We start from the raw sequence: 26,469 nt of genomic DNA, 5'->3' as shown, positions 1-26,469 counted from the left end.
TCGACTCGGTCGCCGCCACTAACGCGCTGTAGCCACCCGATGCGGTGGTGCAAACCATGGGGTTTGCAAGATTTTCTGGCTGCTCCCGTCGGGAGGGCCAAACAAGCAGGTGACCAAGCTGGGGAACGCTGATGGCTTACTCATATACTGAGAAAAAACGTATCCGCAAGGACTTTAGCAAGTTGCCGGACGTCATGGATGTCCCGTACCTTCTGGCTATCCAGCTGGATTCGTATCGTGAATTCTTGCAGGCGGGAGCGACCAAAGATCAGTTCCGCGACGTGGGCCTGCATGCGGCCTTCAAATCCGTTTTCCCGATCATCAGCTACTCCGGCAATGCTGCGCTGGAGTACGTCGGTTATCGCCTGGGCGAACCGGCATTTGATGTCAAAGAATGCGTGTTGCGCGGTGTTACGTACGCCGTACCTTTGCGGGTAAAAGTTCGTCTGATCATTTTCGACAAAGAATCGTCGAACAAAGCGATCAAGGACATCAAAGAGCAAGAAGTCTACATGGGCGAAATCCCATTGATGACTGAGAACGGTACCTTCGTTATCAACGGTACCGAGCGTGTAATCGTTTCCCAGCTGCACCGTTCCCCGGGCGTGTTCTTCGACCACGACCGCGGCAAGACGCACAGCTCCGGCAAGCTCCTGTACTCCGCGCGGATCATTCCGTACCGTGGTTCGTGGTTGGACTTCGAGTTCGACCCTAAAGACTGCGTGTTCGTGCGTATCGACCGTCGTCGCAAGCTGCCGGCCTCGGTACTGCTGCGCGCGCTCGGCTACACCACCGAGCAGGTGCTGGACGCTTTCTACACCACCAACGTATTCAGCCTGAAGGATGAAACCCTCAGCCTGGAGCTGATTGCTTCGCGTCTGCGTGGTGAAATTGCCGTCCTGGATATCCAGGATGAGAAGGGCAAGGTCATTGTTGAGGCTGGCCGTCGTATTACTGCGCGCCACATCAACCAGATCGAAAAAGCCGGTATCAAGTCGCTGGACGTGCCTCTGGACTACGTCCTGGGTCGCACTACCGCCAAGGTTATCGTTCACCCGGCGACAGGCGAGATCCTGGCTGAGTGCAACACCGAGCTGAACACCGAGATCCTGGCAAAAATCGCCAAGGCCCAGGTTGTTCGCATCGAGACCCTGTACACCAACGATATCGACTGTGGTCCGTTCGTCTCCGACACCCTGAAGATCGACTCCACCAGCAACCAATTGGAAGCGCTGGTCGAGATCTATCGCATGATGCGTCCTGGCGAGCCACCAACCAAAGACGCTGCCGAAACCCTGTTCAACAACCTGTTCTTCAGCCCTGAGCGCTATGACCTGTCTGCGGTCGGCCGGATGAAGTTCAACCGTCGTATCGGTCGTACCGAGATCGAAGGTTCGGGCGTGCTGTGCAAGGAAGACATCGTTGCGGTCCTGAAGACTCTGGTCGACATCCGTAACGGCAAAGGCATCGTCGATGATATCGACCACCTGGGTAACCGTCGTGTTCGCTGCGTAGGCGAAATGGCCGAGAACCAGTTCCGCGTTGGCCTGGTGCGTGTTGAGCGTGCGGTCAAAGAGCGTCTGTCGATGGCCGAAAGCGAAGGCCTGATGCCGCAAGACCTGATCAACGCCAAGCCAGTGGCTGCGGCGGTGAAAGAGTTCTTCGGTTCCAGCCAGCTCTCGCAGTTCATGGACCAGAACAACCCGCTCTCCGAGATCACCCACAAGCGTCGTGTTTCTGCACTGGGCCCGGGCGGTCTGACCCGTGAGCGTGCAGGCTTTGAAGTTCGTGACGTTCACCCGACGCACTACGGTCGTGTTTGCCCGATCGAAACGCCGGAAGGTCCGAACATCGGTCTGATCAACTCCCTGGCTGCCTATGCGCGCACCAACCAGTACGGCTTCCTCGAAAGCCCGTACCGTGTGGTGAAAGACGCCCTGGTCACCGACGAGATCGTTTTCCTGTCCGCCATCGAAGAAGCTGATCACGTGATCGCTCAGGCTTCGGCCACGATGAACGACAAGAAAGTCCTGATCGACGAGCTGGTAGCTGTTCGTCACTTGAACGAGTTCACCGTCAAGGCGCCGGAAGACGTCACCTTGATGGACGTATCGCCCAAGCAGGTAGTTTCTGTTGCGGCGTCGCTGATCCCGTTCCTGGAACACGATGACGCCAACCGTGCGTTGATGGGTTCCAACATGCAGCGTCAAGCTGTACCGACCCTGCGCGCTGACAAGCCGCTGGTGGGTACCGGCATGGAGCGCAACGTAGCCCGTGACTCCGGCGTTTGCGTCGTGGCTCGTCGTGGCGGCGTGATCGACTCTGTTGATGCCAGCCGTATCGTGGTTCGTGTTGCCGATGACGAAGTTGAAACTGGCGAAGCCGGTGTCGACATCTACAACCTGACCAAATACACCCGCTCGAACCAGAACACCTGCATCAACCAGCGCCCGCTGGTGAGCAAGGGTGATCGCGTTCAGCGTAGCGACATCATGGCTGACGGTCCTTCCACCGATATGGGTGAGTTGGCTCTGGGTCAGAACATGCGCATCGCGTTCATGGCGTGGAACGGCTTCAACTTCGAAGACTCCATCTGCCTGTCCGAGCGTGTGGTTCAAGAAGATCGCTTCACCACGATCCACATCCAGGAACTGACCTGCGTGGCGCGTGACACCAAGCTTGGGCCTGAGGAAATCACTGCAGACATCCCGAACGTGGGTGAAGCTGCTCTGAACAAGCTGGACGAAGCCGGTATCGTTTACGTAGGTGCTGAAGTTGGCGCTGGCGACATCCTGGTCGGTAAGGTCACTCCGAAAGGCGAGACTCAACTGACTCCGGAAGAGAAGCTGCTGCGTGCCATCTTCGGTGAAAAAGCCAGCGACGTTAAAGACACCTCCCTGCGCGTACCTACTGGTACCAAGGGTACTGTCATCGACGTACAGGTCTTCACCCGTGACGGCGTTGAGCGTGATGCTCGTGCACTGTCCATTGAGAAGACCCAGCTCGACGAGATCCGCAAGGACCTGAACGAAGAGTTCCGTATCGTCGAAGGCGCGACCTTCGAGCGTCTGCGTTCCGCCCTGGTAGGCCACAAGGCCGAAGGCGGCGCAGGTCTGAAGAAAGGTCAGGACATCACCGACGAAATCCTCGACGGTCTTGAGCACGGCCAGTGGTTCAAACTGCGCATGGCTGAAGACGCTCTGAACGAGCAGCTCGAGAAGGCCCAGGCCTACATCGTTGATCGCCGCCGTCTGCTGGACGACAAGTTCGAAGACAAGAAGCGCAAACTGCAGCAGGGCGATGACCTGGCTCCAGGCGTGCTGAAAATCGTCAAGGTTTACCTGGCAATCCGTCGTCGCATCCAGCCGGGCGACAAGATGGCCGGTCGTCACGGTAACAAAGGTGTGGTCTCGGTGATCATGCCGGTTGAAGACATGCCGCACGATGCCAATGGCACCCCGGTCGACGTCGTCCTCAACCCGTTGGGCGTACCTTCGCGTATGAACGTTGGCCAGATCCTTGAAACCCACCTGGGCCTCGCGGCCAAAGGTCTGGGCGAGAAGATCAACCGTATGATCGAAGAGCAGCGCAAGGTCGCAGACCTGCGTAAGTTCCTGCACGAGATCTACAACGAGATCGGCGGCCGCAAAGAAGAGCTGGACACTTTCTCCGACCAGGAAATCCTGGATCTGGCGAAGAACCTGCGCGGCGGCGTTCCAATGGCTACCCCGGTGTTCGACGGTGCCAAGGAAAGCGAAATCAAGGCCATGCTGAAACTGGCAGACCTGCCAGAAAGCGGCCAGATGCAGCTGTTCGACGGCCGTACCGGCAACAAGTTCGAGCGCCCGGTTACTGTTGGCTACATGTACATGCTGAAGCTGAACCACTTGGTAGACGACAAGATGCACGCTCGTTCTACCGGTTCTTACAGCCTGGTTACCCAGCAGCCGCTGGGTGGTAAGGCTCAGTTCGGTGGTCAGCGTTTCGGGGAGATGGAGGTCTGGGCACTGGAAGCATACGGTGCTGCATACACTCTGCAAGAAATGCTCACAGTGAAGTCGGACGATGTGAACGGTCGTACCAAGATGTACAAAAACATCGTGGACGGCGATCACCGTATGGAGCCGGGCATGCCCGAGTCCTTCAACGTGTTGATCAAAGAAATTCGTTCCCTCGGCATCGATATCGATCTGGAAACCGAATAACACGTGACGCGAATCGAGAGCGGGGCTGTTTAGCCCGCTCTCTGCTCCGCCAGGAGGAAAGGCCTTGAAAGACCTACTGAATTTGCTGAAAAACCAGGGTCAAGTCGAAGAGTTCGACGCCATCCGTATTGGATTGGCATCGCCTGAGATGATCCGTTCGTGGTCGTTCGGTGAAGTTAAAAAGCCGGAAACCATCAACTACCGTACGTTCAAACCTGAGCGTGACGGCCTGTTCTGCGCCAAGATCTTTGGCCCGGTAAAGGATTACGAGTGCCTGTGCGGTAAGTACAAGCGCTTGAAGCACCGTGGTGTGATCTGCGAGAAGTGCGGCGTTGAAGTTGCGCTGGCCAAGGTTCGTCGTGAGCGCATGGCGCACATCGAGCTGGCTTCGCCGGTTGCCCACATCTGGTTCCTGAAATCGCTGCCGTCCCGTATCGGCTTGCTGATGGACATGACCCTGCGTGATATCGAACGCGTTCTCTACTTCGAGAGCTATGTCGTTATCGATCCAGGCATGACCACCCTTGAAAAGGGTCAGTTGCTCAACGACGAGCAGTACTTCGAAGCGCTGGAAGAGTTCGGCGACGATTTCGATGCCCGCATGGGTGCTGAAGCTGTCCGCGAACTGCTGCACGCTATCGACCTGGAACACGAGATTGGCCGCCTGCGTGAAGAAATTCCGCAAACCAACTCCGAAACCAAGATCAAGAAACTGTCCAAGCGTCTGAAGTTGATGGAAGCCTTCCAGGGTTCCGGCAACCTGCCAGAGTGGATGGTGCTGACCGTTCTGCCGGTTCTGCCGCCAGACCTGCGTCCGCTGGTACCGCTGGACGGTGGTCGTTTCGCGACGTCCGACCTCAACGACCTGTACCGCCGCGTGATCAACCGTAACAACCGCTTGAAGCGCCTGCTTGATCTGTCCGCTCCGGACATCATCGTGCGCAACGAAAAGCGTATGTTGCAAGAAGCGGTCGATGCCCTGCTCGACAACGGCCGTCGTGGCCGCGCTATTACCGGTTCCAACAAGCGTCCTCTGAAATCCTTGGCTGACATGATCAAGGGTAAGCAAGGTCGTTTCCGTCAGAACTTGCTCGGTAAGCGTGTTGACTACTCCGGTCGTTCGGTAATTACCGTAGGCCCGACCCTGCGTCTGCACCAGTGCGGTCTGCCTAAGAAGATGGCTCTTGAGCTGTTCAAGCCGTTCATCTTCGGCAAGCTGGAAATGCGCGGTCTCGCGACCACCATCAAAGCGGCCAAGAAAATGGTCGAGCGCGAACTACCAGAGGTTTGGGACGTTCTCGCTGAAGTGATTCGCGAACACCCGGTCCTCCTCAACCGTGCACCGACCCTTCACCGTCTGGGTATCCAGGCGTTTGAACCGGTACTGATCGAAGGTAAGGCTATCCAGCTGCACCCTCTGGTCTGTGCTGCGTACAACGCCGACTTCGACGGCGACCAAATGGCCGTGCACGTACCGCTGACACTGGAAGCCCAGTTGGAAGCGCGTGCGTTGATGATGTCGACCAACAACATCCTGTCGCCAGCCAACGGTGAGCCAATCATCGTTCCGTCGCAGGACGTTGTATTGGGTCTGTACTACATGACCCGTGAAGCGATCAACGCCAAGGGCGAAGGTCGTGTGTTCGCTGACCTGCAAGAAGTTGACCGTGTGTTCCGTGCTGGCGAAGCCGCACTGCACGCCAAGGTCAAGGTGCGCATCCACGAAACGGTCAACGACCGTGACGGCGGCAGCGTGAGCAACACCCGGATCGTCGACACCACTGTCGGCCGTGCGCTGTTGTACCAGGTTGTGCCAAAAGGTCTGTCGTACGACGTCGTCAACCTGCCGATGAAGAAAAAGGCGATCTCCAAGCTGATCAACCAATGCTACCGCGTGGTTGGTCTGAAAGAGACCGTGATCTTCGCTGACCAGTTGATGTACACCGGTTTTGCTTATTCGACCATTTCCGGCGTTTCCATCGGTGTTAACGACTTCGTTATCCCGGATGAAAAAGCCCGCATCATCAGTGCTGCCACTGATGAAGTGAAAGAGATCGAGAGCCAGTACGCCTCCGGCCTGGTAACCCAGGGCGAGAAGTACAACAAAGTGATCGACCTTTGGTCCAAGGCCAACGACGAAGTTTCCAAGGCGATGATGGCCAACCTCTCGAAAGAGAAAGTCATCGACCGTCATGGCGTCGAAGTCGATCAAGAGTCTTTCAACTCGATGTACATGATGGCCGACTCGGGCGCACGGGGTTCTGCTGCGCAGATCCGTCAGCTCGCCGGTATGCGTGGCCTGATGGCCAAGCCGGACGGCTCCATCATCGAAACGCCGATTACTGCGAACTTCCGTGAAGGTTTGAGCGTACTTCAGTACTTCATCTCTACTCACGGTGCTCGTAAAGGTCTGGCGGATACCGCGTTGAAAACCGCTAACTCCGGTTACCTGACTCGTCGTCTGGTAGACGTTGCACAAGATCTGGTTGTAACCGAGATCGATTGCGGCACCGAGCACGGCCTGCTGATGACTCCGCACATTGAAGGCGGTGACGTTGTAGAGCCGCTGGGTGAGCGCGTATTGGGTCGTGTTATCGCCCGTGATGTGTTCAAGCCAGGTACCGAGGAAATCATCGTTCCTGCCGGCACCCTGGTGGATGAGAAGTGGGTCGAGTTCATCGAACTCAACAGCATCGACGAAGTGATTGTTCGCTCGCCGATCAGCTGCGAAACCCGCTACGGTATCTGCGCCAAGTGCTACGGCCGTGACTTGGCTCGTGGTCACCAGGTGAACATCGGTGAAGCGGTCGGCGTTATCGCTGCCCAGTCCATCGGTGAGCCGGGTACCCAGCTGACCATGCGTACGTTCCACATCGGTGGTGCGGCAAGCCGGACCTCCGCAGCTGACAGCGTTCAGGTGAAGAATGGCGGTACTGTCCGTCTGCACAACCTCAAACACGTTGAGCGAGTGGATGGCCACCTGGTTGCTGTGTCCCGTTCCGGTGAGCTGGCGATCGCTGATGACTTCGGTCGTGAGCGTGAGCGTTACAAGCTGCCGTACGGTGCTGTGATTTCGGTTAAAGAAGGTGACAAGGTCGACGCTGGCGCAATCGTGGCCAAGTGGGATCCGCACACTCACCCAATCGTTACCGAAATGAAAGGTACCGTGACCTACGTGGGCATGGAAGAAGGCATCACGATCAAGCGTCAGACTGACGAATTGACCGGTATGACCAACATTGAAGTCCTCGACGCCAAAGATCGTCCAGCTGCCGGTAAGGACATCCGTCCTGCCGTGAAGATGGTCGATGACAACGGCAAGGATCTGTTGCTGCCAGGCACTGACGTTATCGCTCAGTACTTCCTGCCAGCCAACGCCCTTGTCGGTGTGGCGGATGGTGCGAAGATCGCGATCGGTGATGTTATCGCGCGTATCCCGCAAGAAACTTCGAAGACCCGTGACATCACCGGTGGTCTGCCGCGTGTTGCCGACTTGTTCGAAGCTCGTCGTCCGAAAGAGGCGTCGATCCTGGCTGAAGTCAGCGGCACCATCGCGTTCGGTAAAGAGACCAAGGGCAAGCGCCGTCTGGTCATTACCCCGAACGACGGTAGCGATCCGTATGAAGAGCTGATTCCGAAGTGGCGTCACCTGAACGTCTTCGAAGGCGAACAGGTAAACCGCGGCGAAGTTATCTCCGACGGCCCGAGCGATCCACACGACATCCTGCGTCTGCTGGGTGTGAGTGCGCTGGCCAAGTACATCGTTAACGAGATCCAGGACGTTTACCGTCTGCAAGGCGTGAAGATCAACGATAAGCACATCGAGACCATCCTGCGTCAGATGCTGCGTAAAGTTGAAATCGCTGAATCCGGCGATTCGAGTTTCATCAAGGGCGACCAGATGGAACTGACTCACGTACTGGTAGAAAACGAGCGTCTGGCAACCGAAGAGAAATTTGTTTCCAAGTTCACTCGCGTGTTGCTGGGTATCACCAAGGCGTCGCTGTCCACCGAATCGTTCATCTCGGCGGCCTCCTTCCAGGAGACCACTCGCGTACTGACCGAAGCGGCGGTAACCGGCAAGCGCGATTACCTGCGCGGCCTGAAAGAAAACGTGGTTGTGGGTCGTCTGATCCCGGCCGGTACCGGCTTGGCCTACCACAGCGAGCGCAAGCGTCGCCGTGAACTCGACAAGCCGCTGCGCGTAAGCGCCAGTGAAGTGGAAGCTGCACTGACCGAAGCGCTGAACTCTAGCGGTAACTGAGTTCTGCGATAAATAAGTCCGGGCCCTGGCAGCCCCGTTCGTCGGAACAAGACAGTTTTGTCGGGTTTCGATGGAGGGGGAGGTCGGGGCCTTGCCTTGACTGGGGGCAAGATCCTCTTTAGACTCTTGTACCCCTAAATTTGGCGGGAATTCGTTCCTGCCATTTTGCTTTTCTTGCAAGACAATAGCGTCGCAAGACAACAGTGGAGCTAGTAGATGGCAACTATCAACCAGCTGGTACGTCAGCCGCGTAAGCGTATCGTCGAGAAATCCGACGTACCTGCGCTGCAGAACTGCCCGCAACGTCGTGGCGTATGCACTCGCGTGTATACCACTACGCCGAAAAAACCTAACTCGGCACTGCGTAAAGTATGCCGTGTGCGCCTGACCAACGGTTTCGAGGTTTCCTCGTACATCGGCGGTGAAGGCCACAACCTGCAAGAGCACAGCGTGGTACTGATCCGCGGCGGTCGTGTAAAAGACTTGCCAGGTGTTCGTTACCACACCGTACGCGGCTCCTTGGATACTTCCGGCGTTAAAGGTCGTAACCAGGGTCGTTCGAAGTACGGTACCAAGAAGCCTAAGTAGTAGCGGCTTTTTGTAAACTGAATCATCTTATTTTCTGAGTCGATAAGAGTAAGGTCGGAGGCGTCCCGCAAGGGCACCGATTCCGAACGAACCTGAAGACCGTTTGAGGGCTTATCCATGCCAAGAAGACGCGTAGCAGCCAAGCGCGAAGTGCTTGACGATCCAAAATACGGAAGCCAAATCCTGGCCAAGTTCATGAACCACGTGATGGAAAGCGGCAAGAAAGCCGTTGCCGAGCGTATCGTTTATGGCGCGCTGGAAAAGGTTAAAGAACGCAAGAACAGCGACCCCCTGGAAATCTTCGAGAAAGCTCTCGACGCCATCGCTCCGCTGGTCGAAGTGAAGTCGCGCCGTGTAGGCGGTGCTACTTACCAGGTTCCGGTCGAAGTTCGCCCGTCCCGTCGTAACGCCCTGGCAATGCGCTGGTTGGTAGACTTCGCCCGTAAGCGCGGCGAGAAGTCTATGGCTCTGCGTTTGGCCGGCGAGCTGTTGGACGCTGCTGAAGGTAAAGGTGCTGCTGTTAAGAAGCGTGAAGACGTGCACCGTATGGCTGAAGCTAACAAAGCTTTCTCGCACTACCGCTTCTAATCTTAGCTTCACTAATTTTGCGAGGGCTTTATGGCTCGTACTACTCCGATTAGCCGCTACCGTAACATCGGTATCGTTGCTCACGTGGATGCTGGTAAAACCACCACCACCGAGCGCGTACTGTTTTACACCGGCAAAAGTCACAAAATGGGCGAGGTGCATGATGGCGCCGCGACCACAGACTGGATGGTTCAGGAGCAGGAGCGTGGTATTACCATTACTTCTGCTGCTATTACCGCCTTCTGGAAAGGTTCTGCCAAGCAGTACAAGGACGAGCACCGCTTCAACGTAATCGATACCCCGGGCCACGTTGACTTCACTATTGAAGTTGAACGTTCCCTGCGTGTACTCGACGGCGCCGTCGTTGTGTTCTGCGGTACTTCGGGTGTTGAGCCTCAGTCGGAAACCGTATGGCGTCAAGCCAACAAGTACGGTGTTCCACGTCTTGTTTACGTAAACAAGATGGACCGTGCTGGTGCCAACTTCCTGCGCGTGATCGGTCAGATCAAGCAGCGTCTGGGTCACACTCCGGTGCCAATCCAATTGGCTATCGGTTCCGAAGACAACTTCCAGGGTCAGATCGATCTGATCACCATGGAAGCGGTCTACTGGAATGACGCCGACAAGGGCATGGTTCCTGTTCGCAAGCCTATCCCTGCAGAACTGCAGGAACTGGCTGACGAGTGGCGCAACAACCTGGTTGAGGCTGCTGCCGAAGCCAGCGAAGAGCTGATGAACAAGTACCTCGAAGGTGAAGAACTCACCAACGTGGAAATCAAGGCTGCTCTGCGTCAGCGTACTATCGCTGGCGAGATCGTCTTGGCTGTTTGCGGTTCTTCCTTCAAGAACAAGGGTGTTCCCCTGGTTCTCGACGCCGTTATCGACTACCTGCCTGCTCCAACTGACATTCCTGCTATCAAGGGTACCAACCCTGATAACGAGGAAGAAGAGATGGAGCGTCACGCTGACGACAGCGAGCCGTTCTCGGCTCTGGCGTTCAAGATCGCTACCGACCCATTCGTGGGTACCCTGACTTTCGTCCGCGTTTACTCGGGCGTGTTGGCCTCCGGCGACGGCGTGATCAACTCGGTCAAGGGCAAGAAAGAGCGTGTGGGTCGTATGGTGCAAATGCACGCAAACGCCCGCGAAGAGATCAAGGAAGTGCGCGCTGGTGACATCGCGGCCCTGATCGGCATGAAGGACGTCACCACTGGTGAGACTTTGTGCGACGCTGCTAAGCCAATCATCCTGGTTCGCATGGACTTCCCGGAGCCGGTTATCTCGGTTGCCGTAGAGCCTAAGACCAAGGATGACCAGGAAAAAATGGGTATCGCTCTGGGCAAGCTTGCTCAGGAAGATCCATCTTTCCGCGTCAAGACTGATGAAGAGACTGGTCAAACGATCATCTCCGGCATGGGCGAGCTGCACCTGGACATCCTGGTTGACCGGATGCGCCGTGAGTTCAACGTCGAAGCCAACATCGGTAAGCCTCAGGTTTCCTATCGTGAGCGCATCACGAAGAACTGTGAAATCGAAGGCAAGTTCGTTCGTCAGTCCGGCGGTCGTGGTCAGTTCGGTCACTGCTGGATCCGTTTTGCTCCTGCTGACGAAGGTCAGGAAGGTCTGCAATTCGTGAACGAAGTAGTAGGTGGTGTGGTTCCTAAGGAATACATCCCTGCTATCCAGAAGGGCATCGAAGAGCAGATGAAGAACGGTGTTGTTGCCGGCTATCCGCTGATCGGCCTGAAAGCAACCGTTTTTGACGGTTCTTACCACGACGTCGACTCCAACGAGATGGCGTTTAAGGTGGCTGCTTCCATGGCAACCAAGCAACTGGCCCAGAAGGGCGGTGGTGAGTTGCTTGAGCCAATCATGGCGGTAGAAGTTGTTACACCTGAAGACTATATGGGTGATGTCATGGGCGACCTTAACCGTCGTCGCGGCATGATCTTGGGTATGGAAGACACGGTTTCCGGCAAAGTGATTCGCGCCGAGGTTCCGTTGGGTGAGATGTTCGGTTATGCGACCGACGTTCGCTCCATGTCCCAGGGTCGCGCAAGCTACTCTATGGAATTCAAAAAATACAACACAGCTCCGGCGCACATCGCTGAAACTGTATCCAAAAAACAAGGCTGATTCAGTCCTTTAGGCAAGGAGTTAATTGTCGTGGCTAAAGAAAAATTTGATCGTTCCCTACCGCACGTCAACGTTGGCACTATCGGTCACGTTGACCATGGTAAAACCACTCTGACTGCTGCTCTGACTCGCGTTTGCTCCGAAGTATTCGGTTCCGCAATCGTTGATTTCGATAAAATCGACAGCGCACCAGAAGAAAAAGCTCGTGGTATCACCATCAACACCGCGCACGTTGAATACAACTCGCTGATCCGTCACTACGCTCACGTTGACTGCCCAGGTCACGCCGACTATGTGAAGAACATGATCACCGGTGCTGCCCAGATGGACGGCGCAATCCTGGTTTGCTCGGCCGCTGATGGTCCGATGCCACAAACCCGTGAGCACATCCTGCTGTCCCGTCAGGTAGGCGTTCCGTACATCGTGGTTTACCTGAACAAGGCAGACCTGGTAGACGACGCTGAGCTGCTGGAACTGGTTGAGATGGAAGTGCGCGATCTGCTGAGCACTTACGACTTCCCAGGCGACGACACTCCGATCATCATCGGTTCTGCTCGTATGGCTCTGGAAGGTAAAGACGATAACGAAATGGGCACCACGTCCGTTCGTAAACTGGTTGAGACTCTGGACAGCTACATCCCAGATCCAGTTCGTGTTATCGACAAGCCGTTCCTGATGCCAATCGAAGACGTATTCTCGATCTCCGGTCGCGGTACTGTTGTAACTGGTCGTATCGAGCGCGGTATCGTCAAGGTTCAAGATCCACTGGAAATCGTTGGTCTGCGTGACACTACCGTCACCACCTGCACCGGTGTTGAAATGTTCCGTAAGCTGCTCGACGAAGGTCGTGCTGGCGAGAACTGCGGCGTTCTGCTGCGTGGTACCAAGCGTGACGACGTTGAGCGTGGCCAGGTTCTGGTCAAGCCAGGTTCGGTTAAGCCGCACACCAAGTTCGAAGCTGAAGTGTACGTGCTGAGCAAAGAAGAAGGCGGTCGTCACACTCCGTTCTTCAAAGGCTACCGTCCACAGTTCTACTTCCGTACTACTGACGTGACTGGTAACTGCGAGCTGCCGGAAGGCGTTGAAATGGTAATGCCAGGCGACAACATCAAAATGGTTGTCACCCTGATCAAAACCATCGCAATGGAAGACGGTCTGCGTTTCGCAATCCGTGAAGGCGGCCGTACCGTTGGTGCTGGCGTTGTAGCTAAAATCATCGAGTAAGCATCTCTTCTGAGATAGCTTCGATGCTTTGAAAAGCCCCCGCTCAGCGGGGGCTTTTTTATTGGGTTGACACCTATCTGGGGCGTCTATAGAATTGCGCCTCCTTTTAACGGGCGCAGTGCGCTCGGTGGGAATAGCAGCCGGAGTCTGAAATCCAATGCAAAATCAGCAAATCCGTATCAGGTTGAAGGCTTTTGACCATCGCCTGATCGACCAATCCACCCAGGAAATCGTGGAAACCGCGAAACGTACTGGGGCACAAGTGCGTGGTCCTATTCCACTGCCTACCCGCAAAGAGCGGTTCACCGTTCTGGTCTCCCCGCACGTCAACAAAGACGCGCGTGACCAGTACGAGATCCGTACTCATAAGCGCGTTCTGGACATCGTCCAGCCAACGGATAAAACCGTTGATGCACTTATGAAGCTTGATCTGGCGGCCGGTGTGGAAGTACAGATCAGCCTCGGCTAAGACTCGGGTCTTAGTCGTGTAACGCTCTGAAATGGGCGGCCATAGCGGGTGAAAGCCCCGTACACTCATGAGGTTTACAACATGACTATTGGTGTAGTCGGTCGTAAATGCGGTATGACCCGTATTTTCACCGAAGAAGGTGTCTCCATTCCGGTCACGGTCATTGAGATCGAGCCGAATCGCGTCACCCAGTTCAAAACTGAAGAAACCGATGGCTATCGTGCAGTGCAAGTCACTGTCGGCGAGCGTCGTGCTTCGCGCGTGACTGCTGCTCAAGCAGGTCACTTCGCTAAAGCAAACGTTGCAGCTGGTCGTACTGTCATGGAGTTCCGTCTTGAAGATGGCGACTACCAGGCTGGCGATCTGATCAACGCTGAAATCTTCGCCGCTGGTCAACTGGTTGATGTAACCGGTCAGTCCAAGGGTAAAGGCTTCCAGGGTACGATCAAGCGTTGGAATTTCCGTGGCCAAGACAACACTCACGGTAACTCCGTTTCCCACCGCGTCCCGGGCTCTATTGGCCAGTGCCAGACTCCTGGTCGTGTATTCAAGGGCAAAAAAATGTCCGGTCATATGGGCGCTGAGCGCGTGACCGTGCAGTCCCTCGAAGTAGTGCGCGTCGACGCTGAACGCAATCTGTTGTTGGTCAAGGGTGCTGTTCCTGGCGCTACTGGCGGCAACCTGGTTGTACGTCCAGCGGCCAAGGCTCGCGGTTAAGGGGAAGCTGACATGCAATTAAATGTAAATGACGCTCAAGCGATCGAAGTTTCCGAACTGACATTTGGCGGCGAATTCAACGAGACGCTCGTTCACCAAGCAGTCGTGGCCTACATGGCCGGCGGCCGTCAAGGTAGCAAGCAGCAAAAGACCCGTTCCGACGTTCGTGGTGGCGGTAAGCGCCCTTGGCGTCAGAAAGGTACTGGCCGTGCTCGTGCCGGTACTATCCGTAGCCCAATCTGGCGTGGCGGCGGTACCACTTTCGCAGCTCGTCCGCAGGATCACTCTCAGAAGCTCAACAAGAAGATGTATCGCGCAGCACTGCGCTCCATCCTTGCTGAACTCGTGCGTACTGATCGTCTGGTCGTGGTTCAGGACTTCGCTGTTGAAGCGCCGAAAACCAAAGATCTGCTGAACAAGCTGAACGGCATGGGTCTGACTGATGTCCTGATCGTGTCCGAAGCTGTTGATCAGAACCTGTACCTGGCTGCTCGCAACCTGCCACACGTTGATGTACGTGACGTGCAAGGTTCCGATCCAGTTAGTCTGATCGCATACGACAAGGTGTTGATCACCGTGTCGGCCGTGAAGAAATTCGAGGAGCTGCTGGGATGAACCAGGAACGCGTATTTAAAGTTCTGCTTGGCCCGCACGTTTCCGAAAAGGCTACGGTTCTGGCTGACAAGAAAGGCCAGTTCGTTTTCAAGGTTGCAACTGACGCAACCAAGCTGGAAATCAAGAAGGCCGTCGAAAGCCTGTTCAGCGTGAAAGTAGAGCGTGTTACTACCCTGAATGTTCTGGGTAAGAGCAAGCGCACTGCTCGCGGTCTGGGCAAGCGTAATGACTGGAAGAAGGCAGTTATCTCCCTTCAGCCAGGCCAAGATCTCGATTTCAGCAGCAGTGCTGAGTAAGGAAGGGGTGCATCATGGCAATCGTTAAATGCAAACCGACTTCCCCTGGCCGCCGTTTTGTGGTCAAGGTGGTCAACCAGGAGCTGCATAAAGGCGCTCCTCACGCACCGCTGCTCGAGAAGAAATCGAAGACTGGTGGTCGTAACAACAATGGTCGTATTACCACTCGTCACATCGGTGGTGGCCATAAGCAGCATTATCGTCTGGTCGATTTCCGTCGCAACGACAAAGATGGCATCTCTGCCACTGTCGAGCGTATCGAATACGATCCAAACCGTACTGCTCACATCGCTCTGCTGCTGTACGCAGATGGCGAGCGTCGCTACATCATCGCGCCTAAAGGCGTGAGTGCTGGCGACCAGCTGATCGCAGGTGCCCTGGCACCGATCAAGCCGGGCAACGCTCTGCAACTGCGTAACATTCCAGTTGGTAGCACCGTACACGGCATCGAATTGAAGCCAGGTAAAGGCGCACAGATCGCTCGTTCCGCTGGTGCTTCGGCTCAGCTGATCGCTCGTGAAGGTGTCTACGTGACCCTGCGTCTGCGTTCTGGTGAGATGCGTAAAGTATTGGCTGAATGCCGTGCGACCCTGGGCGAAGTCTCGAACTCCGAGCACAGCCTGCGTTCGCTGGGTAAAGCTGGTGCCAAACGCTGGCGTGGCGTTCGCCCAACCGTTCGTGGTGTTGCCATGAACCCGGTTGACCACCCACACGGTGGTGGTGAAGGTCGTACCTCTGGTGGTCGTCATCCGGTATCGCCATGGGGCTTCCCGACTAAGGGCGCGAAGACTCGTGGTAATAAGCGTACCGACAAAATGATCGTCCGTCGTCGCAAGTAAATAGAGGGATACGACAGTGCCACGTTCTCTGAAAAAAGGTCCTTTTATTGATCTTCACCTACTGAAGAAGATCGAAGTGGCGGCGGAAAAGAACGATCGCAAACCAGTTAAGACCTGGTCGCGCCGTTCTATGATCCTGCCACAAATGGTCGGTTTGACCATCGCAGTACACAACGGTCGTCAGCACGTCCCAGTTCTCGTTAACGAAGACATGGTCGGCCACAAACTGGGCGAGTTTGCCGGTACCCGCACTTATCGTGGGCACGTGGCAGACAAGAAAGCCAAGCGTTAAGGGGTTAGGAAATGGAAGTAGCCGCTAAGTTGTCGGGCGCTCGAATCTCCGCCCAGAAAGCCCGCTTGGTCGCCGACCAGATCCGCGGGAAGAAGGTGGGCGAAGCGCTCAACTTGTTGGCTTTCAGCAGTAAGAAAGCCGCCGAGATCATGAAGAAAGTGCTGGAGTCGGCCGTAGCCAACGCCGAGCATAACGAAGGCGCAGACGTTGATGACCTGAAGGTCAGCACCGTTTTCGTCAACGAAGGGCGTTCGCTGAAGCGTATCATGCCGCGTGCCAAAGGCCGTGCTGATCGCATCGTCAAGCGGTCTTGCCATATCACTGTCAAGGTTGCTGACAAGTAACGGAGTCGAAGAGATGGGTCAGAAAGTACATCCCATTGGCATTCGCCTGGGAATCGTCAAGGAGCACACCTCCGTCTGGTACGCAGACGGTCGGACTTATGCGGACTATTTGTTCGCTGATCTGAAGGTGCGTGAGTATCTCCAAGACAAACTAAAAAGCGCGTCCGTAAGCCGTATCGATATCCATCGTCCGGCCCAAACTGCACGTATCACCATCCACACCGCTCGTCCAGGTATCGTTATCGGGAAGAAAGGTGAAGATGTTGAGAAACTGCGTCAGGACCTGACCAAGCAAATGGGTGTGCCTGTGCACATCAATATCGAAGAGATCCGCAAGCCGGAGCTCGACGGTATGCTGGTTGCGCAGAGCGTAGCTCAGCAGCTGGAGCGCCGCGTAATGTTCCGTCGTGCTATGAAGCGCGCTGTACAGAACGCCATGCGCATTGGTGCCAAGGGCATCAAAATCCAAGTGAGCGGTCGTCTCGGCGGTGCTGAAATCGCACGTACTGAATGGTATCGCGAAGGTCGTGTGCCGTTGCACACCCTGCGTGCCGACATCGACTATGCCAACTACGAAGCTCACACCACTTACGGTGTGATCGGTGTAAAGGTTTGGATCTTCAAGGGCGAAGTAATTGGTGGTCGCCAAGAAGAACTGAAACCACAAGCACCAGCGCCTCGTAAAAAAGCTGCTAAGTAAGGGGTACGCCAAATGTTGCAACCTAAGCGTACGAAGTTCCGCAAGCAGATGACAGGCCACAACCGTGGTCTGGCTCAGCGCGGTAGCAAAGTCAGCTTCGGCGAGTTCGCGCTGAAGTCTGTAGCTCGTGGTCGTCTCACCGCTCGTCAGATCGAGTCAGCGCGTCGTGCACTGACCCGTCACGTAAAACGTGGTGGCAAGATCTGGATCCGTGTATTCCCGGACAAGCCGATCTCCAAAAAACCTCTCGAGGTTCGGATGGGTAAAGGTAAGGGTAACGTGGAATACTGGGTAGCCCAGATTCAGCCAGGCAAAGTCCTGTATGAAATCGAGGGTGTAACTGAAGAGCTGGCGCGTGAGGCTTTTGCCCTGGCTGCTGCAAAGCTGCCGCTCGCCACCGCCTTTGTTAAACGGACGGTGATGTGATGAAAGCGAATGAACTTCGTGAAAAATCCGCACAGCAGCTGAACGAGCAACTGCTCGGCCTGCTGCGCGACCAGTTCAATCTGCGTATGCAGAAAGCAACTGGCCAGTTGGGGCAGTCTCATCTGCTCTCGCAAGTTAAGCGTGACATCGCTCGCGTGAAGACTGTGCTCAACCAGCAGGCAGGTAAGTGATCATGGCTGAAGCCGAAAAGACTGTCCGTACGCTGACTGGCCGTGTTGTCAGCGACAAGATGGACAAAACCATCACCGTTTTGATCGAGCGTCGCGTTAAGCACCCGATCTACGGTAAATATGTTAAGCGTTCGACTAAGCTGCACGCGCACGACGAAACCAATCAGTGCCACATCGGCGACAAAGTCACTATTCGTGAAACTCGTCCGCTGGCCAAGACCAAGTCTTGGGCACTGGTTGATGTTCTCGAACGCGCTGTGGAAGTCTAAGGACTAGGGGTCGGAGAAATTATATGATTCAGACTCAATCCATGCTCGATGTGGCCGATAACAGCGGCGCTCGCCGTGTTATGTGCATCAAGGTGCTGGGTGGCTCCCATCGTCGTTACGCTGGTATCGGTGACATCATCAAAGTTACCGTGAAGGAAGCAATTCCTCGCGGTAAAGTGAAAAAAGGCCAAGTGATGACTGCTGTTGTAGTCCGCACTCGTCACGGCGTACGTCGTGCTGATGGCTCCATTATCCGCTTTGATGGCAACGCTGCTGTTCTTCTGAACAACAAGCAAGAGCCGATCGGCACCCGTATCTTTGGGCCAGTGACCCGTGAACTTCGTACTGAGAAGTTCATGAAGATCGTCTCGCTCGCCCCAGAAGTGCTGTAAGGAGATCCGACATGCAAAAGATTCGTCGTGACGACGAGATCATCGTGATCGCCGGCAAAGACAAAGGTAAGCGCGGTAAGGTGCTGAAGGTTCTTGCTGATGACCGTCTGGTCATTGGTGGTCTGAACCTGGTCAAGCGTCATACCAAGCCAAACCCCGCGTCGGGCGTACAGGGCGGTATCGTCGAGAAAGAAGCGCCATTGCACGCTTCTAACGTCGCCATCTTCAACGGCGAAACCAACAAGGCTGATCGCGTTGGTTTCAAAGTAGAAGACGGTAAGAAAATTCGTGTCTTCAAGTCGACCCAAAAAGCGGTTGATGCTTGAACACTGCTAGGTAGATAAGACCATGGCACGACTAAAAGAGATTTACCGGAAGGAAATCGCTCCGAAGCTTAAGGAAGAACTTAAGCTTTCGAACGTGATGGAAGTTCCGCGCGTTACCAAAATCACCCTGAACATGGGTCTGGGCGAAGCGATCGGTGACAAAAAAGTCATCGAGCACGCTGTTGCTGACCTGGAAAAGATCACCGGTCAAAAAGTCGTTGTGACTTACGCTCGGAAATCCATCGCTGGCTTTAAAGTCCGTGAAGGTTGGCCGATCGGTGTCAAAGTGACTCTGCGCCGTGAGCGTATGTACGAGTTCCTGGATCGTCTGCTGTCGATCTCCCTGCCTCGGGTTCGCGACTTCCGCGGCCTGAATGCCAAGTCCTTCGATGGTCGTGGTAACTACAGCATGGGCGTGAAAGAGCAGATCATCTTCCCGGAAATCGACTACGACAAGATCGATGCTCTCCGCGGTCTGGACATCACCCTGACCACCACTGCCAAGAACGATGATGAAGGCCGCGCTCTGCTGCGTGCGTTCAAATTCCCGTTCCGCAACTGATTGGAGTAGGACCATGGCCAAGATGAGCATGAAAAACCGCGAGCTGAAGCGTCAGCTCACGGTTGCCAAGTACGCCAAGAAGCGTGCAGCACTGAAAGCTATCATCGTTGATCTGAACGCAAGTCCAGAAGCGCGTTGGGAAGCTACAGTAGCTCTGCAGAAGCAGCCACGTGACGCAAGCGCTTCGCGCATGCGTAACCGCTGCCGCCTGACCGGTCGTCCACACGGTGTTTACCGCAAGTTCGGCCTCGGCCGTAACAAACTGCGTGAAGCTGCAATGCGTGGTGACGTACCAGGTCTGGTTAAAGCCAGCTGGTAAGTACTTTCGAAGTCTCGGTGGCCAGGATCGCAAGATACTGACCGCCGGTGGCCTAGAATCTGGAACAAGCCCCTTTTGGGGCTTGTTTCATTTCCGGAGTGTGTCTAAAATACGCGGCTCGCCTGAGCCCGTGTGTTTTATGCCCGGAGATTCTCGGTGACATATGTAGCCGCAAGGCTAATTTTTTTGTATTAGGAGCGTCTAGCCCATGAGTATGCAGGACCCGTTAGCGGACATGCTAACTCGTATCCGTAATGCCCAGATGGCTGAAAAGTCCGTCGTAAGCATGCCATCTTCCACGTTGAAGGTAGCTGTTGCCAAAGTCCTGAAAGACGAAGGCTACATTGCGGGTTATCAGATCAGCAGCGAAATCAAGCCACTGCTGTCCATCGAGCTGAAGTACTTCGAAGGCCGTCCGGTCATCGAGGAAGTGAAGCGCGTTAGCCGTCCAGGCCTGCGTCAGTACAAGTCCGTTGAAGATCTGCCGAAAGTTCGTGGCGGTCTTGGCGTGTCTATCGTCTCCACCAACAAAGGTGTGATGACGGATCGTGCTGCGCGCGCTGCCGGTGTCGGCGGCGAAGTTCTTTGCACTGTGTTCTAAGGGGGGATAAGCATGTCTCGCGTCGCTAAGAACCCCGTTAAGCTGCCAGCCGGTGTCGAAGTAAAATTCGCAGGCCAACAGCTTTCGGTGAAGGGTGCCAAGGGTACTCTTGAACTGAACATCCATTCGTCCGTTGAGATCGTTGAAGAAGCTGGTGAGTTGCGTTTCGCTGCTCGCAATGGCGATCAACAAACTCGCGCAATGGCCGGTACCACGCGTGCGTTGGTAAACAACATGGTCCAAGGCGTAAGCCAAGGCTTCGAGCGTAAGCTCCAGCTGGTCGGTGTTGGTTACAAAGCGCAAGCAAAAGGCACGGTTTTGAACCTGGCCCTTGGCTTCTCGCACCCAGTGGATTACGAACTGCCGGAAGGCATCACCGCTGAAACTCCTAGCCAGACCGATATCCTGATCAAGGGCATCGATAAGCAGCTGGTAGGTCAAGTGGCTGCCGAGATCCGCGACTTCCGTCCACCAGAGCCGTACAAAGGCAAAGGTGTGCGCTACGCGGACGAAGTCGTCCGTCGTAAAGAAGCCAAGAAGAAGTAGGGCATAGCAAATGACCGACAAAAAAGTTACTCGACTGCGTCGCGCTCGCAAAGCACGCCTGAAAATGCACGAACTCGAAGTCGTGCGTCTCTGCGTGTTCCGCTCGTCGCAGCACATCTACGCCCAGGTCATCTCGGCCGACGGCAACAAAGTCCTGGCAAGCGCCTCGACTTTGGATAAAGAACTGCGTGATGGTGCCACTGGCAACATCGACGCGGCCACTAAGGTTGGCCAGCTGGTCGCTACGCGTGCTAAGGCCGCTGGCGTCTCGCAAGTGGCTTTCGACCGCTCTGGCTTCAAGTACCACGGCCGCGTTAAAGCGCTGGCTGATGCTGCTCGTGAAGCTGGGCTGGAGTTCTAAGTTATGTCAAATAACGACCAAAAGCGCGACGAAGGCTACATTGAGAAGCTGGTTCAAGTTAACCGCGTAGCCAAAACCGTTAAAGGCGGCCGTATCTTCACCTTCACCGCGTTGACCGTGGTTGGTGATGGTAAGGGCCGTGTTGGCTTCGGCCGTGGCAAGTCGCGTGAAGTGCCTGCTGCGATCCAGAAGGCAATGGAAGCTGCTCGTCGCAACATGATCCAAGTTGACCTGAACGGCACCACCCTGCAGTACGCAATGAAGTCCGCTCACGGCGCTTCGAAGGTGTACATGCAGCCTGCCTCTGAAGGTACCGGTATCATCGCTGGCGGCGCTATGCGTGCTGTCCTCGAGGTTGCTGGCGTTCAGAACGTTCTGGCCAAGTGCTACGGCTCGACTAACCCGGTAAACGTGGTTCATGCCACTTTCAAAGGTTTGAAAGCTATGCAATCTCCTGAATCCATTGCCGCCAAGCGTGGCAAAAGCGTCAAGGAGATCTTCTGATCATGGCTACCGTTAAAGTAACGCTGATCAAAAGCATGACCGGCCGCATCCCTAACCACAAATTGTGCGTTAAGGGTTTGGGTCTGCGTCGCATCGGTCACACTGTAGAAGTCCAGGATACTCCCGAGAATCGCGGGATGATCAACAAGGCTTACTACATGCTGCGTGTCGAGGGTTAATCGATGAAACTCAATGATCTGAGTCCAGCGCCGGGTTCCCGTCGCGAAAAGCATCGTCCGGGCCGTGGTATCGGTAGCGGTTTGGGTAAGACTGGTGGCCGTGGCCACAAAGGTCAAACCTCCCGCTCCGGTGGCACCATCGCTCCAGGCTTTGAAGGCGGTCAACAGCCGCTGCATCGTCGCCTGCCGAAGTTCGGTTTCGTTTCCCTGAAGGCCATGGACCGCGCAGAAGTGCGTCTGTCCGAGCTGGCTAAAGTGGAAGGCGACATCGTTACCGTGCAGACCCTGAAAGATGCCAACGTGATCAACGTCAACGTACAGCGTGTGAAAATCATGCTGTCCGGTGAAGTGACTCGCGCTGTCACTATCGGCAAGGGAATCGGCGCCACCAAAGGTGCGCGTTCGGCTATCGAAGCAGCTGGCGGCAAGTTCGAGGAATAAATGGCTAAGCAAGGTGCTCTCTCAGCGCTCGGCAAAGGCGGTATGTCTGAACTTTGGGCTCGTCTGCGTTTTCTGTTCCTGGCGATTATCGTCTACCGAATAGGCGCACACATCCCGGTTCCAGGTATCAATCCGGACCGACTCGCAGACCTGTTTCGACAGAATGAGGGGACCATTCTTAGCTTGTTCAACATGTTTTCCGGCGGCGCGCTGGAGCGGATGAGCATCTTTGCATTGGGGATCATGCCGTACATTTCGGCATCGATCATCATGCAGTTGATGAGCGCCGTCAGCCCGCAGCTGGAGCAGTTGAAGAAGGAAGGTGAAGCTGGTCGTCGCAAGATTAGCCAGTACACCCGCTACCTCACCGTCGTTCTTGCTCTTGTCCAGGCTATTGGCATGTCCATTGGTCTGGCGGGGCAGGGCGTAGCGTTCACTGGTGACTTTGGCTTCCATTTCGTTGCAGTAACCACATTTGTGGCTGGTGCGATGTTCATGATGTGGCTGGGTGAGCAGATTACTGAGCGTGGTGTTGGCAACGGTATCTCGATGTTGATTTTCGCAGGTATCGTCGCCGGTCTTCCGAGGGCAATCGGGCAGTCTTTCGAGTCTGCACGTCAGGGTGATATCAATATCTTCGCCTTGGTTGCCATCGGTTTGCTGGCAGTAGCGATTATCGGTTTTGTGGTGTTCATTGAGCGTGGTCAGCGTCGTATTGCTGTTCACTACGCCAAGCGTCAGCAGGGCCGCAAGGTCTTCGCTGCGCAGACCAGCCACTTGCCGCTGAAAGTGAATATGGCCGGTGTTATTCCTGCTATCTTCGCGAGCAGCATTTTGCTGTTTCCGGCTTCGTTGGGTGCCTGGTTCGGTCAGTCTGAAGGTATGGGCTGGTTGCAGGACATCTCGCAGTCGATCGCTCCTGGTCAGCCGTTGAATATTCTGCTGTTTAGTGCAGGGATTATTTTCTTCTGCTTCTTCTATACGGCGTTGATGTTCAATCCGAAAGACGTAGCGGAAAACCTGAAGAAGTCCGGTGCCTTTATTCCGGGTATTCGTCCAGGCGAGCAGTCGGCGCGCTACATTGATGGCGTTCTGACCCGCTTGACCCTGTTCGGTGCTCTATATATGACGGCCGTGTGCTTGTTGCCCCAGTTCCTGGTGGTTGCAGCAAACGTTCCGTTCTACCTTGGCGGGACCTCGTTGCTGATCGTGGTCGTGGTTGTGATGGACTTCATGTCCCAAGTACAATCGCACCTCGTTTCGCACCAGTACGAATCCCTGATGAAGAAAGCCAACCTGAAGGGCTACGGCAGCGGCATGTTGCGCTGAGTACCCCATAAGGTTCGAGGAGTTGGTGATGAAAGTTCGTGCATCGGTGAAAAAGCTGTGCCGTAACTGCAAGATTATTCGCCGCGAAGGTGTTGTTCGAGTAATTTGCAGCGCGGAACCGCGTCACAAACAGCGCCAAGGCTGAGTGTGATCCGCTTGAAGCCCGGCAGCTAGTGCGCTGCCGGGTTGATTATTTGTTATTACAGCGATATTATCTCGCGCCCTATTTCTTGGCTTCCGGGGCGTAGGTAGCTGTCAATTGGAGTCCCACTGAATGGCCCGTATTGCAGGCGTTAACATTCCAGATAACAAGCACACTGTTATCTCGCTGACCTACATCTATGGTGTTGGTCGCACTACTGCGCAGAAAATTTGCGCAGTTGCTGGGGTAAACCCAGCCGCTAAGATCAAGGATCTGAGCGACGAGCAGATTGAATTGCTGCGTGGCGAAGTGGCGAAGTTCACCACTGAAGGTGACCTGCGTCGCGAAATCAACATGAAAATCAAGCGTTTGATGGACCTCGGTTGCTATCGCGGTCTGCGTCATCGTCGTGGTCTTCCAGTACGCGGTCAGCGTACCAAGACTAACGCGCGTACCCGTAAAGGTCCGCGTAAGCCGATCCGCAAGTAATCGCCCCAGCGAATCGACAGGAAAATTATCATGGCAAAACCTGCTGCTCGTCCTCGTAAAAAAGTTAAAAAGACAGTGGTTGATGGCATCGCCCACATCCATGCATCTTTTAACAACACCATCGTGACCATCACCGACCGTCAAGGTAACGCGCTTTCTTGGGCTACCTCTGGTGGTTCGGGTTTCCGCGGTTCCCGCAAGTCCACCCCGTTTGCTGCTCAAGTAGCTGCTGAACGTGCTGGTCAAGCTGCGCTGGAATATGGCCTGAAAAACCTCGACGTTAACGTCAAGGGTCCAGGTCCAGGTCGTGAGTCTGCTGTCCGTGCTTTGAACGGCTGTGGCTATAAGATCGCCAGCATCACCGACGTGACGCCAATCCCGCACAACGGGTGCCGTCCGCCGAAGAAGCGCCGCGTGTAATCCAGGAGATTGTAAAGAATGGCTCGTTACATTGGTCCAAAATGCAAACTCGCTCGTCGCGAAGGCACCGATCTCTTTCTGAAGAGCGGCGTGCGCGCGATCGAATCGAAGTGCAACATTGAAGCAGCACCTGGTATCCACGGCCAACGCCGCGGTCGCCAGTCCGACTACGGCACCCAACTGCGTGAAAAGCAGAAGGTCCGTCGTATCTACGGCGTTCTCGAGCGTCAGTTCAGCGGCTACTACAAAGAAGCTGCTGGCAAGAAAGGTGCAACCGGTGAAAACCTGCTGCAACTGCTCGAATGCCGTCTGGACAACGTTGTATACCGTATGGGCTTTGGTTCGACTCGTGCCGAATCCCGTCAGCTGGTATCGCACAAATCCGTTAGCGTAAACGGCCAAACCGTTAACGTCCCGTCCTACCAGGTTCGTGCTGGTGACGTGGTCGCGATTCGCGAGAAAGCAAAAAACCAACTTCGCATTGTCCAAGCTCTCGATCTGTGTGCCCAACGTGGCCGCGTAGAATGGGTAGAAGTAGACACTGAGAAGAAGTCGGGCGTTTTCAAGAACGTTCCTGCTCGCAGTGATCTGTCCGCCGACATCAACGAAAGCCTGATTGTCGAGCTCTACTCCAAGTAAGGGCTAGAAAATAGGTGCATCCATGCAGATTTCGGTAAATGAGTTCCTGACACCCCGCCACATTGATGTGCAGGTTGTCAGTCCAACCCGCGCCAAGATCACTCTCGAGCCTCTCGAGCGTGGTTTTGGCCACACCCTGGGCAACGCGCTGCGCCGCATCCTGTTGTCCTCAATGCCCGGCTGTGCAGTAGTCGAGGCCGAGATTGACGGTGTGCTCCACGAGTACAGCGCCATCGAAGGTGTACAGGAAGACGTAATTGAAATCCTGTTGAACCTTAAAGGTCTGGCTATCAAGCTGCACGGCCGTGACGAAGTTACGCTGACCTTGTCGAAGAAGGGTTCGGGGGTGGTTACCGCTGCCGATATTCAGCTGGATCATGATGTCGAGATCGTTAATCCCGATCACGTAATCGCTAACCTGGCGTCTAACGGCGCCCTGAACATGAAGCTCACTGTAGCTCGTGGTCGTGGTTATGAACCGGCCGACTCGCGTCAGAGCGATGAAGACGAAAGCCGCAGCATTGGTCGCTTGCAGCTTGACTCTTCGTTCAGCCCGGTTCGCCGTATCGCATACGTGGTGGAAAACGCCCGTGTCGAGCAGCGTACTAACCTGGACAAGCTGGTTATTGATCTGGAAACCAACGGTACTCTGGATCCTGAAGAGGCTATTCGCCGCGCTGCAACCATCCTGCAACAGCAGTTGGCTGCGTTCGTCGACCTCAAGGGTGACAGCGAACCAGTGGTAATCGAGCAGGAAGACGAGATCGATCCGATCCTGCTTCGCCCGGTTGACGATCTGGAACTGACTGTACGTTCGGCTAACTGCCTTAAGGCGGAAAACATTTACTACATCGGTGACCTGATTCAGCGTACCGAAGTAGAACTGTTGAAGACTCCGAACCTGGGCAAGAAATCCTTGACTGAAATCAAGGACGTTCTGGCCTCCCGCGGTCTGTCCCTCGGCATGCGCCTCGACAACTGGCCGCCTGCAAGTCTTAAGAAGGACGACAAGGCGACTGCCTGATCGTCGTAATCACCGAACGTGAGTTTGGTAAG

At 55.2% G+C, this 26,469-nt stretch carries 33 protein-coding genes; all 33 read left to right on the top strand.

Features of this window, described 5'->3' with window-relative positions; translation table 11 throughout:
* Window positions 1-131 precede the first annotated feature (131 nt).
* The 33 genes from rpoB (at window position 132) to rpoA (ending at window position 26,437) form a co-directional block, all read left to right on the top strand.
* Window positions 132-4,205, top strand: coding sequence for a DNA-directed RNA polymerase subunit beta (rpoB, locus tag HBO05_RS08780; protein ID WP_029299252.1), 4,074 nt, complete (start codon window positions 132-134; stop codon window positions 4,203-4,205).
* 64 nt (window positions 4,206-4,269) lie between these two features.
* Window positions 4,270-8,469, top strand: coding sequence for a DNA-directed RNA polymerase subunit beta' (gene rpoC, locus HBO05_RS08775; protein WP_169951377.1), 4,200 nt, complete (start codon window positions 4,270-4,272; stop codon window positions 8,467-8,469).
* A 216-nt stretch (window positions 8,470-8,685) separates the two neighbouring features.
* On the top strand, window positions 8,686-9,057 hold the full coding sequence (gene rpsL, locus HBO05_RS08770; protein WP_002555494.1) for a 30S ribosomal protein S12: 372 nt from the start codon (window positions 8,686-8,688) through the stop codon (window positions 9,055-9,057).
* A 117-nt stretch (window positions 9,058-9,174) separates the two neighbouring features.
* Entirely contained in the window at window positions 9,175-9,645 is a 471-nt protein-coding gene (gene rpsG, locus HBO05_RS08765; RefSeq protein ID WP_002555493.1) for a 30S ribosomal protein S7, read from the top strand.
* Window positions 9,646-9,675: 30 nt separating this feature from the next.
* Entirely contained in the window at window positions 9,676-11,781 is a 2,106-nt protein-coding gene (gene fusA / locus HBO05_RS08760; protein ID WP_029299268.1) for an elongation factor G, read from the top strand.
* A gap of 30 nt (window positions 11,782-11,811) precedes the next feature.
* Window positions 11,812-13,005 carry an elongation factor Tu gene (gene tuf, locus HBO05_RS08755; protein ID WP_003176426.1) on the top strand — a complete coding sequence of 398 codons (1,194 nt, stop codon included), beginning with the start codon at window positions 11,812-11,814 and terminating at the stop codon, window positions 13,003-13,005.
* 157 nt (window positions 13,006-13,162) lie between these two features.
* Window positions 13,163-13,474: a 30S ribosomal protein S10 gene (gene rpsJ / locus HBO05_RS08750; protein WP_003186070.1), complete on the top strand. Its 312-nt coding sequence runs from the start codon at window positions 13,163-13,165 to the stop codon at window positions 13,472-13,474.
* Window positions 13,475-13,555: 81 nt separating this feature from the next.
* On the top strand, window positions 13,556-14,191 hold the full coding sequence (gene rplC / locus HBO05_RS08745) for a 50S ribosomal protein L3 (RefSeq protein ID WP_003194649.1): 636 nt from the start codon (window positions 13,556-13,558) through the stop codon (window positions 14,189-14,191).
* Window positions 14,192-14,203: 12 nt separating this feature from the next.
* A complete protein-coding gene (gene rplD, locus HBO05_RS08740) occupies window positions 14,204-14,806 on the top strand; it encodes a 50S ribosomal protein L4 (RefSeq protein WP_057438746.1) in 603 nt (200 codons plus the stop codon).
* Window positions 14,803-15,102 (top strand): 50S ribosomal protein L23, encoded by a 300-nt coding sequence (gene rplW / locus HBO05_RS08735; RefSeq protein ID WP_002555488.1) that lies wholly within the window; start codon window positions 14,803-14,805, stop codon window positions 15,100-15,102. Before rplD ends, rplW begins: the two co-directional genes overlap by 4 nt.
* Window positions 15,103-15,116: 14 nt before the next feature.
* On the top strand, window positions 15,117-15,941 hold the full coding sequence (rplB, locus tag HBO05_RS08730) for a 50S ribosomal protein L2 (protein ID WP_003176423.1): 825 nt from the start codon (window positions 15,117-15,119) through the stop codon (window positions 15,939-15,941).
* Window positions 15,942-15,957: 16 nt separating this feature from the next.
* Window positions 15,958-16,233 (top strand): 30S ribosomal protein S19, encoded by a 276-nt coding sequence (gene rpsS, locus HBO05_RS08725; RefSeq protein ID WP_002555486.1) that lies wholly within the window; start codon window positions 15,958-15,960, stop codon window positions 16,231-16,233.
* 11 nt (window positions 16,234-16,244) lie between these two features.
* Entirely contained in the window at window positions 16,245-16,577 is a 333-nt protein-coding gene (rplV, locus tag HBO05_RS08720; RefSeq protein ID WP_003103908.1) for a 50S ribosomal protein L22, read from the top strand.
* Window positions 16,578-16,590: 13 nt separating this feature from the next.
* Entirely contained in the window at window positions 16,591-17,277 is a 687-nt protein-coding gene (gene rpsC, locus HBO05_RS08715) for a 30S ribosomal protein S3 (protein ID WP_003176422.1), read from the top strand.
* Between the two features lie 12 nt (window positions 17,278-17,289).
* A complete protein-coding gene (gene rplP / locus HBO05_RS08710; protein ID WP_003232424.1) occupies window positions 17,290-17,703 on the top strand; it encodes a 50S ribosomal protein L16 in 414 nt (137 codons plus the stop codon).
* Window positions 17,703-17,894, top strand: a complete 192-nt coding sequence (gene rpmC / locus HBO05_RS08705; RefSeq protein WP_002555481.1) for a 50S ribosomal protein L29 — start codon at window positions 17,703-17,705, stop codon at window positions 17,892-17,894. The genes rplP and rpmC overlap by 1 nt, the downstream gene beginning before the upstream one ends.
* Before the next feature lie 2 nt (window positions 17,895-17,896).
* Window positions 17,897-18,163 (top strand): 30S ribosomal protein S17, encoded by a 267-nt coding sequence (rpsQ, locus tag HBO05_RS08700; protein ID WP_003176419.1) that lies wholly within the window; start codon window positions 17,897-17,899, stop codon window positions 18,161-18,163.
* 23 nt (window positions 18,164-18,186) lie between these two features.
* On the top strand, window positions 18,187-18,555 hold the full coding sequence (gene rplN / locus HBO05_RS08695) for a 50S ribosomal protein L14 (protein WP_002555479.1): 369 nt from the start codon (window positions 18,187-18,189) through the stop codon (window positions 18,553-18,555).
* An 11-nt stretch (window positions 18,556-18,566) separates the two neighbouring features.
* Window positions 18,567-18,881 carry a 50S ribosomal protein L24 gene (rplX, locus tag HBO05_RS08690; protein WP_029299388.1) on the top strand — a complete coding sequence of 105 codons (315 nt, stop codon included), beginning with the start codon at window positions 18,567-18,569 and terminating at the stop codon, window positions 18,879-18,881.
* Window positions 18,882-18,903: 22 nt separating this feature from the next.
* The gene (rplE, locus tag HBO05_RS08685) at window positions 18,904-19,443 is read left to right on the top strand and encodes a 50S ribosomal protein L5 (protein WP_003210069.1); all 540 of its coding nucleotides are present in this window, start codon (window positions 18,904-18,906) and stop codon (window positions 19,441-19,443) included.
* A 13-nt stretch (window positions 19,444-19,456) separates the two neighbouring features.
* Entirely contained in the window at window positions 19,457-19,762 is a 306-nt protein-coding gene (rpsN, locus tag HBO05_RS08680) for a 30S ribosomal protein S14 (RefSeq protein WP_003176414.1), read from the top strand.
* Between the two features lie 208 nt (window positions 19,763-19,970).
* Entirely contained in the window at window positions 19,971-20,363 is a 393-nt protein-coding gene (rpsH, locus tag HBO05_RS08675) for a 30S ribosomal protein S8 (protein WP_017848802.1), read from the top strand.
* A gap of 12 nt (window positions 20,364-20,375) precedes the next feature.
* Window positions 20,376-20,909 carry a 50S ribosomal protein L6 gene (gene rplF, locus HBO05_RS08670; RefSeq protein ID WP_003176412.1) on the top strand — a complete coding sequence of 178 codons (534 nt, stop codon included), beginning with the start codon at window positions 20,376-20,378 and terminating at the stop codon, window positions 20,907-20,909.
* A 10-nt stretch (window positions 20,910-20,919) separates the two neighbouring features.
* Entirely contained in the window at window positions 20,920-21,270 is a 351-nt protein-coding gene (gene rplR / locus HBO05_RS08665) for a 50S ribosomal protein L18 (protein ID WP_003186037.1), read from the top strand.
* 3 nt (window positions 21,271-21,273) lie between these two features.
* On the top strand, window positions 21,274-21,774 hold the full coding sequence (rpsE, locus tag HBO05_RS08660; protein WP_003186035.1) for a 30S ribosomal protein S5: 501 nt from the start codon (window positions 21,274-21,276) through the stop codon (window positions 21,772-21,774).
* A 2-nt stretch (window positions 21,775-21,776) separates the two neighbouring features.
* Window positions 21,777-21,953, top strand: coding sequence for a 50S ribosomal protein L30 (rpmD, locus tag HBO05_RS08655; protein ID WP_003176408.1), 177 nt, complete (start codon window positions 21,777-21,779; stop codon window positions 21,951-21,953).
* Between the two features lie 3 nt (window positions 21,954-21,956).
* The gene (rplO, locus tag HBO05_RS08650) at window positions 21,957-22,394 is read left to right on the top strand and encodes a 50S ribosomal protein L15 (protein WP_003176407.1); all 438 of its coding nucleotides are present in this window, start codon (window positions 21,957-21,959) and stop codon (window positions 22,392-22,394) included.
* Window positions 22,395-23,723 (top strand): preprotein translocase subunit SecY, encoded by a 1,329-nt coding sequence (gene secY, locus HBO05_RS08645; RefSeq protein WP_053125863.1) that lies wholly within the window; start codon window positions 22,395-22,397, stop codon window positions 23,721-23,723.
* A 28-nt stretch (window positions 23,724-23,751) separates the two neighbouring features.
* Complete coding sequence (gene rpmJ / locus HBO05_RS08640) at window positions 23,752-23,868, top strand: 50S ribosomal protein L36 (protein ID WP_002555468.1); 117 nt, start codon at window positions 23,752-23,754, stop codon at window positions 23,866-23,868.
* A gap of 129 nt (window positions 23,869-23,997) precedes the next feature.
* Window positions 23,998-24,354: a 30S ribosomal protein S13 gene (rpsM, locus tag HBO05_RS08635; protein ID WP_024077676.1), complete on the top strand. Its 357-nt coding sequence runs from the start codon at window positions 23,998-24,000 to the stop codon at window positions 24,352-24,354.
* A gap of 30 nt (window positions 24,355-24,384) precedes the next feature.
* Window positions 24,385-24,774 (top strand): 30S ribosomal protein S11, encoded by a 390-nt coding sequence (gene rpsK / locus HBO05_RS08630; RefSeq protein ID WP_002555466.1) that lies wholly within the window; start codon window positions 24,385-24,387, stop codon window positions 24,772-24,774.
* Window positions 24,775-24,792: 18 nt separating this feature from the next.
* The gene (rpsD, locus tag HBO05_RS08625; RefSeq protein WP_003210056.1) at window positions 24,793-25,413 is read left to right on the top strand and encodes a 30S ribosomal protein S4; all 621 of its coding nucleotides are present in this window, start codon (window positions 24,793-24,795) and stop codon (window positions 25,411-25,413) included.
* Window positions 25,414-25,435: 22 nt separating this feature from the next.
* Window positions 25,436-26,437, top strand: coding sequence for a DNA-directed RNA polymerase subunit alpha (rpoA, locus tag HBO05_RS08620; protein ID WP_003176403.1), 1,002 nt, complete (start codon window positions 25,436-25,438; stop codon window positions 26,435-26,437).
* Window positions 26,438-26,469: the final 32 nt, after the last annotated feature.

It is taken from the genome of Pseudomonas sp. WS 5079 (assembly GCF_012985465.1).
Taxonomy (GTDB): Bacteria; Pseudomonadota; Gammaproteobacteria; order Pseudomonadales; family Pseudomonadaceae; genus Aquipseudomonas.
This window is presented reverse-complemented; position numbering and strand designations above follow the sequence as displayed.